Genomic DNA, 13,303 nt, shown 5'->3' with positions numbered 1-13,303 from the left:
TAAGAAAGCGAGAAGAAAATAGGAGGCTGACGCCATGCGCTTTGCGCATAAGGCAGACTATCTTTTTCTCGACGCTTTTAGCCCGTGTTCAATTAACAAGATACAAAGGCGTAAGCGACACACAGCAAAATAAGCGGTAAGTCAGAAATCTGAGATTTCATTGACGCATCCTCTCAGGACGACTAGAACTCTCAATGCCTGAAAGGCGCAGAGAGTTCAGACGTCTACGACGAAAAACCAAGCGTCACAGGACGCTAGCAGAAGCTGTCTTTTTGCACAGTGTCGCAGCCGTCTTTAATTATTTTGTATTAATCTCATTAAAAGCTGCAATGGTCTTAGCTTTTTCTCCTAAAGCAGCAAGAAGTGCCAAACGGTTGTTTCTGACAGCTTCATCTTCTGCCATGACCATGGTATGGTCGAAAAAGGCATCGATAATCGGACTTAGAGCAAAAAGTCTGTCCACATTTTCTGTCATGTCCTCTGTAAAATGAAGTTCTGTGACAGCATCGTAGAGCTCTTGCTCATGCTCATTTTCAAAAATACTGGTATCAACTGACTGACTGACTGCTTTCTCTGCCAGATTGAAGACACGCGAGAGACTTTCCACAGAAGCCTTAAAATTAGGATCCTTGGTTTTTTCTGTCAGAGTTGCTGCTGCCTCAACTTCCAGACGAACGATATGAGTTGAACTGTCAAGGACGGCGTCTCGAATGTCTTTCGGTACAGAAGCATCGATCATTTTCTCCACACGGCCGCGGATAAAGTCCATGACATCGGACTGATTTTGATAAACAAGACTGTCGAATTTGAGCTCATACAAATTGGCAATCAAGTCGTCCAGCGGAATTTCCCAGCCAAATTTATCAAGGATGCGGACAATCCCCTGAGTGGCCCGGCGAAGGGCATAGGGATCGTTAGAACCGCTTGGAATAAGTCCGACTGAAAAGAAGGACAAAAGGGTATCTAACTTATCAGCAATGGCAAGAACTGCCCCTACCTTAGTATCAGGAAGCTCTCCTTCACTGCTGGTAGGCAGATAGTGCTCACGAACAGCAGCTGCAACAGCCCGGTTTTCTCCGGCTAAGACAGCGTACTTTTCACCCATAATACCCTGCAGTTCATCAAACTCACCGACCATGCCTGTCAGCAGGTCAAACTTATAGATGCTGGCTGCACGCTCGACCTGTGCCTTTTCGTCTTCTGTCAAATCTGCTAAGTCTGACAGATAAGCTGCAATGGTCTTGGTCCGCATCATGTGCTCATGCAAAGAACCGATTTTTTCATGGAAGGTGACCAGTTTTAATTTTTCAACCAGATCAGCAATCTCCAGTTTTTGATCTTCACGCCAGAAAAATTCACCATCTTCCAGCCGCGCCAAAAGAACTTTTTCATTCCCCTTGATAACATTATCAATAAACTGGCTGTTGCCGTTGCGAACAGAAATGAAATTCGGCAGAAGCTTGCCCGCTTGGTCACGGACAACAAAGTAGCGCTGATGGGTTTTCATTGAGGTTACCAAGACTTCTTCGGGCAATTCAAGATACTTTTGATCAAAACTGCCCATGAAAGCTGTCGGGTATTCAACGAGATTGAGCACCTCATTAAGCAGCTCCTCATCAATTTCAACACTGACATTGTAGGTTTTTTCAATATCCCTGATTTGCTCAATAATCATATCCTCACGCTTGGCAGCACTGGCAATCACAAACTCTGCTTCGAGATCGGCTTCATAAGAGTCTGCCGACGCAATTCTGGTTTCCTTGCCCAAAAAGCGGTGGCCTCTGCTGGTGCGGCCGGAACTGATATCAAGAAAGTCAAGATCAATTTCCTCATCATCCAGAAGCACAACAAGGGTATGAACCGGACGGATATATTCAAAGGTATGGTTAGCCCAGTGCATGTTGACAGGGAAGGTCAGTGATTTTAAAACATCAATAACGCCTGAGAGAACTTCCTTGACGGGCTTGCCCGCTTCATTTTTAGTCACATAAGCATAGTCTTCGCCATTAACCGTACGAAATTCAATATCATCTGTAGTCAGGCCCTTGCCGCGTACAAAACCTTGGGCTGCTTTGGTAAAATTCCCTTGGGCATCCAGAGCAATTTTTTTAGACGGTCCCTTAAAATCTTCCGAATAGTCACTTTGCTGATCTGCCAAATTAACCACACGGACAGCCAGACGGCGCGGAGTGGAAAACATTTCAATTTTCTCAAACGACAGGCGGTTTTCTTCTAAAAATTGCCCCATTTTTTGCCGCAGCTGCTTCATGCTTGGTTTGACAACATAAGCAGGCATCTCTTCAAGTCCAAGCTCTACTAATAAATTCCTTGTCATTATTCTGCATCCTCCTTCAAGAGCTGTGCCCGAGTTTCATCATCCAATAAAGGATAGCCTAAGCGCTTGCGCTCTGCTACGAAAGTCTTAGCCACAATACGGGCAAGATTGCGAATGCGGGCAATGTAGCCGGCACGTTCAGTAACCGAGACGGCGCCTCTGGCATCCAGCAAATTGAAGGTGTGCGAACATTTGAGCACATAATCATAGGCCGGGTGTACCAGATGTTCGTCGAGGCAGCGTTTGGCTTCTGCTTCAAACTTTTCAAAATTTTCCAGCAGCATGTCCTGGTCACTGATTTCAAAACTATATTTTGAGTGTTCATACTCAGGCTGGGTAAAGATTTCTCCATACTTAACCCCCGGTGCCCATTCAATCTCATAGACCGAGTCAACTTCTTGAATATATGAGGCCAGACGCTCTAAACCATAGGTCACTTCAGCGGTCACAGGCTGGGTCGCTAAACCTCCGACCTGCTGAAAATAGGTGAATTGTGTGATTTCCATCCCATCAAGCCAGACTTCCCAACCGAGACCCGCTGAACCGGTTGAGGGATTTTCCCAGTTATCTTCAACAAAGCGGATGTCATGTTCAAGCGGGTTGATGCCAAGCACCTCAAGTGATTTCAGATAGAGTTCCTGAATGTTTGACGGGCTTGGTTTCATAACCACTTGAAACTGATGGTGCTGGTAAAGACGGTTGGGGTTTTCCCCGTAACGGCCGTCAGCCGGACGGCGCGAAGGCTCTACATAGGCTGCATTCCAAGGTTCAGGCCCGATCGCACGCAGGAAGGTATAAGGACTCATCGTTCCTGCACCCTTTTCATTGTCATAGGCCTGCATGAGCATACAGCCTTGATCATTCCAGTATTGTTGTAAAGTCAAGATAATTTCCTGAAATGTCATTTTTTTAGACATAATTTAGCTCTCTTTCTTAATAAGTGTATCTTGCGACGCTTTCGTTGCTAAAACGATTATTTTTAGCGACGAAAGCTAGTGCTTCGTCTAGGCAATCCTCATAGGGATTGCCGTTAGGTGCTTGCTCCTTTAGGAGCACTAGCACCTTTGACGGGGTGGAAGGTTAGTTTTTTTGACATTGCTGTCCTCCATATTATAAAATTTCTTGCGACATGAGTTTTTGATAGCCGATATTGCTAGCAAAAACGAATTAGTACAGTGTTTAGCTCATTCGCCACAGCGATGGGCGTGTAGCAGTTCGAGTGAAAGGAGAATTCTGCTACTAACACTGTGAAAAGTCAATCTCTTGTTTGACATATAGTTCTCCATTCTTTTATTACTATTGCATAATCACTTGCATAAAACGGTATTTTTTATGTAAGCGGACTAGGCAAATCGCCATAGCTACTGCTCTTTTTTGATAAACAGCTGGCTTGGGAATACAAAAAACCGTGTCTCAGCTCCCAATATGCCATACGACATAGGGGCGTTAAGAAACGCGGTTCCACCCTGATTTTTTACTTCATTTATTATTGATGATAGTCAAAGAAAGCTCCAACCATTCCAATCTCATATCCGGCTTTCACCGCCCCGGACTCGCTTGAAAAAGATTCTGAAATGATACTCTTTCACGACAGCTATTATAGCAGAAAACAGCCCGCTTGTCTAATCTTTTTAGAAATCACGCAGTGATACCAAAGCCTATTCACTTATTTTGTGGCAGCGCAGTTCAAAAATGAAAGCAAGCAGGAACAGTTAATTGCTAAAAAATTTGGGGGAGCTGTCTACCAACCATAAAATATAGAAAAAACAACTCTTTTCGAAAGTTGTTTTTTAGTAATCTGTAAACTCTTCTAGATTTTCAGTTATATATTCTGCCAACCATTCCATTCCGTATGCTATTTCAAAAACTTCTAAAATCATTGAAATATCAGGTTGAAAGCCATAGTCTTGAAGCTTATTGATAAGTTCTTTTGGAGAAAGAACTTTAATCAATTTGATAATATCGCCAGCATCCTGTCTATCCCTATCTCGCCCGCTTTCTAGTTTCATACCAAGAAGATATAGCAGTTCTGGAACTAAAACTGTGAGATGAGAAAAACTATAAACTGTCTCACAAACGGTTTTAGAGGGTATTCTGTTGAGATTGGAAACGGAATTATTTAGCCATAATTCATCTGGTTCATTAACACCAAACCTATCCCCAACCGCCTTAATAATATTTCTGACTTTAGCATCTTCATTGTAAAAAGCATCAACATCGTGTGTCCCACGAAGGTTATAATATTCAAGAACGAACCCACCTACACAGATAATTTCTAATGTGATACTGTCTTTTGCCAACTCCGTATTGAGCGCTTCAAATAGGATTTTCTTATCCATAGTCGCCCTCTCTAATCCGTTTTAAAATATCTTTAGGCTTGCTCTTTCGATTAGCCTGCAACACGTGTTCTCGTGTATGCGTGCCCTCTGTCAGAGCATCCTGCAAGGTTATTTTCTGAAAAGGTGTTAAGGTAGGATTTTTAAGCAGTCTTTCGACATCTTCTGAGGTTAATTTAGTGTCATCATCTCGGATAACCTTATAAAGATAGCGAAACCATAAATCGCCGTCATGTTGGGCGTGTTCGCTGGCCCGTACCATGTATTCATACCAATTCATAGTCAGTCTCCTCTTGGATTATAGTGCATGGCTGTCCACAGCTTTTTATCAAAATCAGACAGCTCTTGCTTTTTGGGGTACAGCCATTCAGTTAAATCAGGCAGTTCTTTGTTGTACTTTTTCTTAAAGAAAGTATTGAACTCTTCCTTTGTCTCTGATATATCAGCCAAGGCTTCCAGTTCTGCCAAGCGTTTTGCGACAGCTTTCTTATCCATCATTTCTAGGTTCTCATAAATACAATGTTTGGATAATTGAGCATAGAACGAGCGGTGTTTTACGACAAAGTCTTTTGAGAATTTCTCATTCCACAGGTTCGTATATCTATCATAAAAATCATCAGAAATGCTAACTTGGTAAGGGATTAACTTGCTGTCAACTCTGCGGGAAATAGACCTCTCTAATTCAAAATGCAAATCGGTTTGGGGTTTAGCAGCCATAGAGCACCTCCTTGTATTTGGAACGAACGCAGGCGTTTAAAAGCAATCGTGTTAATACCTCTCAGTCACTTTATTATAACCTAGCTATTCATCTGTGTAAAGCTGGGCAATGCTCCTAACATCCTTAGTAATCTCCTTCGTTAAATATGTGCCGGATCTCTTTATAGGATGAGCATTGACAGCTCCTTGTCGTTATACCATCTCCACAGCCTTATCAAGAATGTTGTTATTTTCAGGACCAAAACACTTACGAATGCGCTGCAGCATAAACCAGGCTGTCTTTTGTGTGACGCCAATATCTTTGGAAAGCTGAACAGAAGAAATACTTTCCTTGTGCGAGGTCACAAGCCAAATGGCCATAAACCATTTGCGCAGTTCAACCTTTGTATTGTCAAAGAGTGTACCCGTTTTGACATTGAAGTATTTTCCTGTATTTTTGCAACGGTATTTATTGCCTTTGCATTTATAGATTTTTGATGAAGCATCAAAAGGGCTGACGATAATATCACCCCAAATCATATTTTCCAAATACTCTATACAAGACTGTTCTGTCGGGAAAGCAGACTGTAACTCCAATAAAGACTCAAATTCAACTGTCATAACGGTACCTCTTTATGTTAAGTCTATTATAGCATTATTTAGAACAAAGATAAACAAAAAGTGTAAAGTTCTACTATGAAAAAAGCAAAAAAGTTTGATATATAAAATATATAAGATATCAATGACCATCAAGAAGATTTGAAATTTGAAGATGAGGTTGATGGCGTTGTCATAAAAGGGCTAAAATTCTATACCGAAGAGGACAGAAATCAAACAATCAATCAACTGGCAGAAGTTGTTTTAAATAAACCGCAATTTGGCGGAAATATCAAACTAAATCTATTCTAAGTACTAAAAAGACGACTTAAACCAAAAGTCGTCTTTGTCTATATCTTATTGTTGATGCCAGCTGGCATACAGTTCCCCATTTTTACTGACCAAAAATTCCGGTTCCTTAGTCTTTTTCCTTGCCTGCATTTTTTTGCCTTCTGATATCGTAATAAGCATCTGTCCGCTCCGCATCGCTCAGGCCTTTGGCTTCGAGCTCTGCCAGATGGCGGTGAATTTTGATTTTTTCGACAAGATAGGTATGGGTCTCCTGCAAATGCCGAATCTGCTCTTCTAAATCCTGCTTGGTCTTCTCTAACAATTCCGTCGACAGGGCATGATTGTGAAATTCTGCCAAAACTCTTCGTATATCCTGTAAACTCATTCCTACTCGGCGGTAGTGGGCAATGGCTTTTAGGCGGTCTATGCTTTGCTCATCAAAATCACGAATCCCACGTTCATTGCGCGGGATAGCAACCATTCCTTCTTTTTCATAATAGCGGATAGCATGGCAGACAGCCCTAAATCGTTGGAAACTTGCCTGATTGTTGTCATAATCAGCCTCCTTTTCTTTATCTTAACACCTTAGAGCGGGTCTAAGTCAAGCTATCATCGCAGCTTGAACAGTTAAAAATCGCCGTCATTATAAAGGCGATTTTTTGGTTCACTAATAGGCTCCACGGATGTAATCATGCACTTCCTGCCAGTAAAAATCCGAAATACGTTCAAGCTCTTCCGGGCGGAACGGTTTGGCTGTTAGGCTCGCTAAGTTGCTGTCTGCCTGCTGAATGGATTTAAATCCCGGAATCACGGCTGTAATTCCATCTTGCTGGAGCAGCCATTTCAGCGAAGCACTGGCTAAACCGCCGTGTTCATCACCGATCCACTTGATTTTTTCAACCAGCTCAATAGCTTTATCAAAAGGGAGCCCTCCAAAAGTTTCGCCAACATTAAAAGCTGCTCCGTCGCGGTTGAAGTTGCGGTGGTCATTTTCGGGAAAAACACTGTCTTTGGTATACTTGCCTGTCAAAAGACCGCTAGCTAACGGTACTCGTGCCAGAATTCCGACATTTTTTTCCTTGGCCAGAGCAATCATTTCTTTAACAGGCTTTTGCCGCAAAACATTGACAATGACCTGAAGGCTGCTGGCCTTGGTATTTTCAAGGACAAATTTGCCCTGATCGTCTGTTTCCACACTGACACCGTAATAGCGGATTTTCCCTTCTTTTTTCAAATCTTCCAAGACGGCAAAGACATCTGACTGTGTCAGAATTTCCGTCGTCGGACAGTGAATCTGTTAGAGGTCAAGAGCTTCCATCTGCAGATTGCGCAGACTGTCTTCGCAATAGCTGCGCACTTTATCATAAGTGTAGTTTTCAGGGTTTGTGAAATCATCACGGCGGCCGAATTTAGTCGCCACATAAACACGCTCAGAACGCTCTTTCAAAACCTCACCGATAAGGGCTTCACTGCGTCCGTTTCCATAGACATCTGCCGTATCAAAAAAGTTGACCCCGCAGTCAATAGCGTGATTGAGCGCAGTCAGAGCAGACTCTTTACTGACATGCCCCAGTCGCCGCCCCAGCGCCCATGTGCCAAAACTAACTGCACTGATGGACATGTCTGTTGTTCCTAATTGTCTGTATTCCACAAGATTCCTCCTCCATATTTTAGAGTAAGCCCAGATGCTGAGCATGAAAAGCAATGTGCTTTTCGACAAAGCTGGCAATAAAATAATAACTGTGGTCGTAGCCATCATGCAAATCCAAGGTCACATCAATCCCATTGGCTTTGGCAGTCGCAGCAAAAATCTCTGGCTGCAGCTGCTCGGAATAAAAGGTATCAGCCAAACCTTGGTCGATCAAAATCGGAACAGCTTTTTCTGCCTGTGACAAGAGTTTTGTACTGTCGTAAGCTGCCCAAGCGGTCTGATCTTCACCGAGGTAAGCTCTAAAAGCTTTTTGCCCCCAAGGAACTGCACTCGGATTGACAATCGGTGCAAAAGCTGAGACCGATGCATAGCGATCAGGATTTTTCAAAGCGATTTGCAAAGCACCGTGGCCGCCCATACTGTGGCCAAAAACAGAGCGTTTATCTGTTACCGGAAAATTGGCTTCAATCAGCGCCGGCAGCTCGTCAACAACATAGTCATACATGCGGTAGTTCTTATCCCACGGGCTTTGGGTCGCATTGAGGTAAAAGCCGGCTCCCTGACCTAAGTCATAAGCCTCATCATCAGGCACACCTTCTCCTCGCGGCGAGGTATCCGGTATTACAAGAGCAAGACCATACTTAGCTGCATATTGCTGGGCACCGGCCTTGGTTGAAAAATTTTCATCTGTACAGGTCAAGCCTGACAGGAAATATAAGACAGGAACCTTTTGATAGCCTGCTTGAGGCGGCAGATAAACCGCAAAGGTCATTTCTGTCTTGGTCGTTTGTGACTGGTGGCTGTAGCGCTCATGCCAGCCGCCGAAGCTCTTTGTTCTAGACAGTTGTTTCATAGACAGCCTCCTTAGTAATGAATAACCGTGCGGATTGACTTGCCGTCATGCATCAAGTCAAAGGCATCGTTGATTTGTTCCAAAGGCATGGTATGCGTAATGAAATCACTGAGAGCAAATTCACCGTCCATATACTGAGCCACAATACCCGGAAGCTGCGTTTTCCCTTTAACACCGCCAAAAGCAGACCCGCGCCAAACACGGCCGGTTACCAATTGGAAGGGACGGGTATGGATTTCTGCACCGGCAGGTGCCACACCGATAATGATACTCTCACCCCAACCCTTGTGGCAGCATTCCAAGGCAGACCGCATAACCTCAACATTTCCGATACATTCAAAGGAATAATCCACACCGCCGCCAGTCATATCAATAATGACTTCCTGAATTGGCTGATCGTAATCATTGGGGTTGACAAAATCAGTAGCTCCCAGCTCCTTCGCTTTTTCAAATTTATCCGGATTGACATCAATGGCAATGATGCGAGAGGCCTTAGCCATACGAGCGCCAATAATGGCAGCCAGACCGATACCGCCAAGTCCAAAGATTGCGACAGTTGCTCCTTCTTCAACCTTAGCCGTATTGAGAACAGCTCCCATACCGGTTGTTACGCCGCAGCCCAGCAGACAGACTTCTTCCAGCGGTGCTTCTTCTTGAATCTTGACCAAAGAATATTGAGACACTACCGTGTGTTCTGAAAAAGTTGATGTTCCCATATAATGATAGATGGGCTGACCGTCTTTGAAAAAGCGCACGGTGCCGTCGGGCATCAGTCCCTTACCCTGTGTTTCACGGACAGCCGAGCACAAATTTGTTTTACCTGACAGGCAAAACTCACATTTGCCGCACTCAGCTGTGTAAAGGGGAATAACGTGGTCGCCTACCTGAAACTCTGTGACACCTTCGCCAACAGCCTCAACAATCCCTGCTCCTTCATGGCCGAGCACACAGGGAAAAACACCTTCTGCGTCTTTGCCTGAAAGGGTGTAGGCATCTGTATGGCAGACCCCTGTTGCTGTGATGCGAACCATAACCTCGCCTGCCTGCGGCGGCATGAGATCTAATTCTTCGATTTTCAGCGGTTCATTTGGTGCCCAGGCAACTGCGGCACGTGTTTTAATATAATCCATAACTGTCTCCTTTAGTAGTTTAGCTAAAAATAAACAGCAGTCCCAAGCAGGCTGCTGGGTGCTGCTTTTACTTCATAAGCCTGTCATATAGAATAAATAAAGACAAGTCTGAGGCAGTCCCGCCTCAGACTTATATTTAGCCCTTAAAAATCCTTAGTGTCTGGATCAGGTGCCGGTGTTGCACCTGCCAGATGCCTTATCGCATCAGCATCTTCAGCACTCAGCTGAATATCTGTAAAATCCAGATTTTCCTTGATACGATCTTTATGAACTGATTTTGGCAGCGGCAAAAAGCCTTCATACAAGGACCAGGCAAGTGCCACCTGAGCAACTGTTTTATCGTATTTTTCAGCCAAGGCTTTCATATCCGCATTGCTGAAAATTTCTCCCTGACCAAGCGGTCCCCAAGCTTCAATGACAATGTCGTGCTTGCGGCAATAATCCACCACTTCTTCCTGATAGCAGCCCGGTGCCAAGCGGATTTGATTGACGGCAGGCGTCACTTTAGCGGTTTTGGCCAGAGCTTCCAGATGATGCACCAAGAAATTGCTGACGCCAATTGAGCGGATGAGGCCTGCTTTCTGAGCTTCTTCCATATAGCGCCAAGCCTCAGCATTGCCTTCCTGCCAATGATCGCGAATAGCCTTAGGATTAGGCCAGTGAATCAAATAAAGATCGACATAATCCAACTGCAGTCTTTCTAAGGAAGCCGCCAGCGCTGCTTTTGCACCTTCATAGCTGTGAGCGTCATTCCACAGTTTTGTCGTCACAAAAAGCTCGTCACGCGCAATACCGCTGTCTTTTATAGCCCGACCCACGCTTTCTTCATTGCGGTAATAGGCTGCTGTATCAATATGACGGTAGCCAGCTTTAATAGCTTCTAAAGTTGATTGATAAGCTTCTTCACCGTCAGCCGCCTTAAAAGTCCCAAAACCAACTTTTGGAATGGTCAAACCATCATTCATTGTGTAAACACTAACCATTAGATATCCTCCTTATGTACTGTCCTGTGATAATAAGTACCACATAAATTCAAAAATGCAAGGAAGCAAAAATAAACCAAATTAAAACAATCCCGCCTCCTGCAGGCAAGGCTCAGGAAAAACCCAAATCAGATTCGGCAGGAACCAAAAACAGTTTTAGCTTTTGGGCAGTGAAAACCTTGCATCTTCACTTTTTATCTTAACACCTTAGAGCAGGACTAAGTCAAGTTTTTCCTTCATAGCGAAAAGATGGCTGAAAGTCTCCCAATGCTTCATTTTATCAGGTGTTCCCAGTGCCTTTAGTCAAAAATCTTTTAGGACTTATTGGAACTCTCGTATTTCTTTTCTCCGGCGATATAAGTAGCCTGCAGCTCGAAATCACGATCCAAAACAATAAAATCCGCTTTATGTCCGGCCTTAATCTGACCGCAGACTTGATCAAGTCCTAAAGAGAGAGCCGGAATGAGACTGGCCATGCGGACAGCTTCAGCTTTGCTGGCAATTCCCCAATCAACGACATTTTTGAGACCGTCTTTGAGCTCCAAAACAGATCCTGCAAGATTGCCGCCGTCTTTGAGCCGTGCTGTGCCATTGGCCACAATCACCGGAAATTCTCCCAGCATATAATCTCCGTCTGCTAAGCCTCCTGCACTCATACAGTCAGTAATGAGAGCTACTTGCTGGTGTCCCTTTTGCTTCATCAAAATATCGCAAGCTACCGGTGTGACATGATGTCCGTCACAGATAAGCTCTGCATAGGTGTTAGGGAGATTATAGACTGCTCCTACCATGCCCGGTTCACGGTGGCTGAGTCCGCGCATCCCATTGTAAGCATGCACCCAGACGCTGGCCCCGGCTTCAACGGCTTCAACAGCCTGCTGGTAGGTCGCATTGGAATGTCCCAGAGCGACTGTTACTCCTTTTTCTCTGGCATAGCGGATAAAGGCTTCACTGCCCTCACGCTCCGGTGCGATAGCTATTTTCTTTAAAAGTCCCTGACTGGCTGATAGCCAGGCATCCAGTTCCTGACAGCTGGGATTGCGCATGTACGACGTATTTTGCGCTCCTTTATAGGTCTCCGTAAAGTAGGGTCCTTCAAAATAAAGACCTTGAATCCTAGCCCCGGTTTCCTGACCTGCAAAATCTGCGGCGGTCTCACAAATGGCCTTCAATTCTTCAAACGACGCTGTCAAAGCTGTCGGTAAGAAACTTGTCACCCCTGCCGCCAGCAAGGCTTGACTCATTTTCTCCAGCGAAGCTCCGCTATTATCCATCGTATCAGCACCGGCATACCCATGAATATGAGTGTCAACCAAGCCCGGCGCTACTGAATACCCTGTACAGTCAATAATATCAGCTCCCTGCGGCACTTCGCTCTGCCATTGTCCGAAACGGCCATCCGTAATTTCTAAAAAACCCTTTCCCTTAACATTATAGGGATAGAAAAAGTGATCAGCCTTAATATATTTTGTCATTGAAAGATGCCTCCATTTCTTTTATATTATACAGTAAATTTTCTGCTTTATAAATAAAAAACCAAGAGTTTACTGCTCTTGATTTTTAGAGTGCTGGCGCTTTGACAAGGCTTGATTGATTTTTTGGGTTTTGAGATAAATATCCAAACGCACAAAGCACCAGATAATAACATAAATCAGAAAATACTCAAGCCAGAAACGCGAATGAAGCAAAACATCCTGCCAGCCGTTGTAAACCATCATGGCTGAAACCAGTCCCAAAGTGACCGAACAATGGACAATCAAAAGCAGCAGAAATGAAAAACGCTCACTTTCAAATATAAGACTGACCAGTCCGATGGCAGCACTCATGACTAAAATACTGATAATATTGCTTTTGCTGACCGGTGATTTCTGAATGTCAAAGAGAAGAACTAAGAGGTAGGTCAGACTGCCCGTACGAAGCCCCGACAGCATAGCACTGAATACTTTTTTCATTCCGGCTTCCTTTCTAAAGCCCCAGCTGAGCCATCAGGAGTTTAACATACTTACGGCTCACGCTGGACTTAATATTGTTGCTTAACTTGGCCATCATATTGCCCGAAAAACTGTCAGACAGTGATTCCAGATGATCAAGATTAATCAGGGCATGCTTTGAAATTTGGATAAAGCTGGATTTATTCAGGCGGTTTAAAAAATGAACCAGTGTTTCTGTTGTCGTATAGACACCCTTTAAGGTATAAATTTTCAGGGTCGTCTGACTGACATCAGCCAAGATAATCTCACTGAGTTTGAGCATGATGATCTTATCCATACTCTTGATGGGAATGGCGCTGCTTGCAGGCAGCTGATAGTTATCAATATAATCAAGCAAGCGCTGAATATCATCCGTTTTTTCTGCTGCCCTGACCAAAACAAGGGGCGTATGGACTGGAATTTGTGAATCCAGTTCAAATTGACTTTTTACCACCTAATCT

General features: G+C 44.1%; 13 protein-coding genes and 2 pseudogenes. 1 reads left to right on the top strand and 14 read right to left on the bottom strand.

Features of this window, described 5'->3' with window-relative positions:
- Positions 1-298: 298 nt before the first annotated feature.
- The 6 genes and pseudogenes from glyS to G573_RS10790 form a co-directional block, all read right to left on the bottom strand.
- Positions 299-2,335 carry a glycine--tRNA ligase subunit beta gene (glyS, locus tag G573_RS0101145; protein ID WP_027975011.1) on the bottom strand — a complete coding sequence of 679 codons (2,037 nt, stop codon included), beginning with the start codon at positions 2,333-2,335 and terminating at the stop codon, positions 299-301.
- Complete coding sequence (gene glyQ / locus G573_RS0101140) at positions 2,335-3,252, bottom strand: glycine--tRNA ligase subunit alpha (RefSeq protein WP_027975010.1); 918 nt, start codon at positions 3,250-3,252, stop codon at positions 2,335-2,337. The genes glyS and glyQ overlap by 1 nt, the downstream gene beginning before the upstream one ends.
- Before the next feature lie 873 nt (positions 3,253-4,125).
- Entirely contained in the window at positions 4,126-4,674 is a 549-nt protein-coding gene (locus G573_RS0101135) for a DUF6036 family nucleotidyltransferase (RefSeq protein WP_027975009.1), read from the bottom strand.
- Positions 4,667-4,951 (bottom strand): hypothetical protein, encoded by a 285-nt coding sequence (locus G573_RS0101130; protein WP_027975008.1) that lies wholly within the window; start codon positions 4,949-4,951, stop codon positions 4,667-4,669. The genes G573_RS0101135 and G573_RS0101130 overlap by 8 nt, the downstream gene beginning before the upstream one ends.
- Positions 4,952-4,953: 2 nt before the next feature.
- On the bottom strand, positions 4,954-5,388 hold the full coding sequence (locus tag G573_RS0101125; protein WP_027975007.1) for a hypothetical protein: 435 nt from the start codon (positions 5,386-5,388) through the stop codon (positions 4,954-4,956).
- Between the two features lie 201 nt (positions 5,389-5,589).
- Positions 5,590-5,988, bottom strand: a pseudogene (locus tag G573_RS10790) (transposase); the annotation flags it as partial.
- Positions 5,989-6,126: 138 nt separating this feature from the next.
- Here G573_RS10790 and G573_RS11370 point away from each other — a divergent pair.
- Entirely contained in the window at positions 6,127-6,276 is a 150-nt protein-coding gene (locus G573_RS11370) for a hypothetical protein (RefSeq protein WP_156888781.1), read from the top strand.
- A gap of 106 nt (positions 6,277-6,382) precedes the next feature.
- Here G573_RS11370 and G573_RS10785 read toward each other — a convergent pair whose 3' ends face one another.
- The 8 genes and pseudogenes from G573_RS10785 to G573_RS0101075 form a co-directional block, all read right to left on the bottom strand.
- Entirely contained in the window at positions 6,383-6,736 is a 354-nt protein-coding gene (locus G573_RS10785; RefSeq protein ID WP_245543122.1) for a MerR family DNA-binding protein, read from the bottom strand.
- 186 nt (positions 6,737-6,922) lie between these two features.
- Positions 6,923-7,876: pseudogene (locus G573_RS11575) on the bottom strand (aldo/keto reductase).
- Between the two features lie 49 nt (positions 7,877-7,925).
- Positions 7,926-8,759, bottom strand: a complete 834-nt coding sequence (fghA, locus tag G573_RS0101100) for an S-formylglutathione hydrolase (RefSeq protein WP_027975006.1) — start codon at positions 8,757-8,759, stop codon at positions 7,926-7,928.
- An 11-nt stretch (positions 8,760-8,770) separates the two neighbouring features.
- The gene (locus G573_RS0101095) at positions 8,771-9,889 is read right to left on the bottom strand and encodes an S-(hydroxymethyl)glutathione dehydrogenase/class III alcohol dehydrogenase (RefSeq protein WP_027975005.1); all 1,119 of its coding nucleotides are present in this window, start codon (positions 9,887-9,889) and stop codon (positions 8,771-8,773) included.
- Positions 9,890-10,032: 143 nt separating this feature from the next.
- The gene (locus G573_RS0101090) at positions 10,033-10,872 is read right to left on the bottom strand and encodes an aldo/keto reductase (protein ID WP_027975004.1); all 840 of its coding nucleotides are present in this window, start codon (positions 10,870-10,872) and stop codon (positions 10,033-10,035) included.
- 314 nt (positions 10,873-11,186) lie between these two features.
- Complete coding sequence (nagA, locus tag G573_RS0101085; RefSeq protein ID WP_027975003.1) at positions 11,187-12,347, bottom strand: N-acetylglucosamine-6-phosphate deacetylase; 1,161 nt, start codon at positions 12,345-12,347, stop codon at positions 11,187-11,189.
- 69 nt (positions 12,348-12,416) lie between these two features.
- A complete protein-coding gene (locus tag G573_RS0101080; RefSeq protein WP_027975002.1) occupies positions 12,417-12,824 on the bottom strand; it encodes a DUF3021 domain-containing protein in 408 nt (135 codons plus the stop codon).
- 13 nt (positions 12,825-12,837) lie between these two features.
- On the bottom strand, positions 12,838-13,296 hold the full coding sequence (locus tag G573_RS0101075; protein ID WP_027975001.1) for a LytTR family DNA-binding domain-containing protein: 459 nt from the start codon (positions 13,294-13,296) through the stop codon (positions 12,838-12,840).
- Positions 13,297-13,303: the final 7 nt, after the last annotated feature.

This window comes from Streptococcus devriesei DSM 19639, from assembly GCF_000423725.1.
GTDB lineage: Bacteria > Bacillota > Bacilli > Lactobacillales > Streptococcaceae > Streptococcus > Streptococcus devriesei.
This window is presented reverse-complemented; position numbering and strand designations above follow the sequence as displayed.

Excerpts from the sequence above, each read along its gene's own strand:
- glyS (WP_027975011.1), bottom strand. The coding sequence starts at position 2,335 with ATGACAAGGAATTTATTAGTAGAGCTTGGACTTGAAGAGATGCCTGCT.
- glyQ (WP_027975010.1), bottom strand. The coding sequence starts at position 3,252 with ATGTCTAAAAAAATGACATTTCAGGAAATTATCTTGACTTTACAACAA.
- G573_RS0101135 (WP_027975009.1), bottom strand. The coding sequence starts at position 4,674 with ATGGATAAGAAAATCCTATTTGAAGCGCTCAATACGGAGTTGGCAAAA.
- G573_RS0101130 (WP_027975008.1), bottom strand. The coding sequence starts at position 4,951 with ATGAATTGGTATGAATACATGGTACGGGCCAGCGAACACGCCCAACAT.
- G573_RS0101125 (WP_027975007.1), bottom strand. The coding sequence starts at position 5,388 with ATGGCTGCTAAACCCCAAACCGATTTGCATTTTGAATTAGAGAGGTCT.
- G573_RS10785 (WP_245543122.1), bottom strand. The coding sequence starts at position 6,736 with ATGGTTGCTATCCCGCGCAATGAACGTGGGATTCGTGATTTTGATGAG.
- fghA (WP_027975006.1), bottom strand. The coding sequence starts at position 8,759 with ATGAAACAACTGTCTAGAACAAAGAGCTTCGGCGGCTGGCATGAGCGC.
- G573_RS0101095 (WP_027975005.1), bottom strand. The coding sequence starts at position 9,889 with ATGGATTATATTAAAACACGTGCCGCAGTTGCCTGGGCACCAAATGAA.
- G573_RS0101090 (WP_027975004.1), bottom strand. The coding sequence starts at position 10,872 with ATGGTTAGTGTTTACACAATGAATGATGGTTTGACCATTCCAAAAGTT.
- nagA (WP_027975003.1), bottom strand. The coding sequence starts at position 12,347 with ATGACAAAATATATTAAGGCTGATCACTTTTTCTATCCCTATAATGTT.
- G573_RS0101080 (WP_027975002.1), bottom strand. The coding sequence starts at position 12,824 with ATGAAAAAAGTATTCAGTGCTATGCTGTCGGGGCTTCGTACGGGCAGT.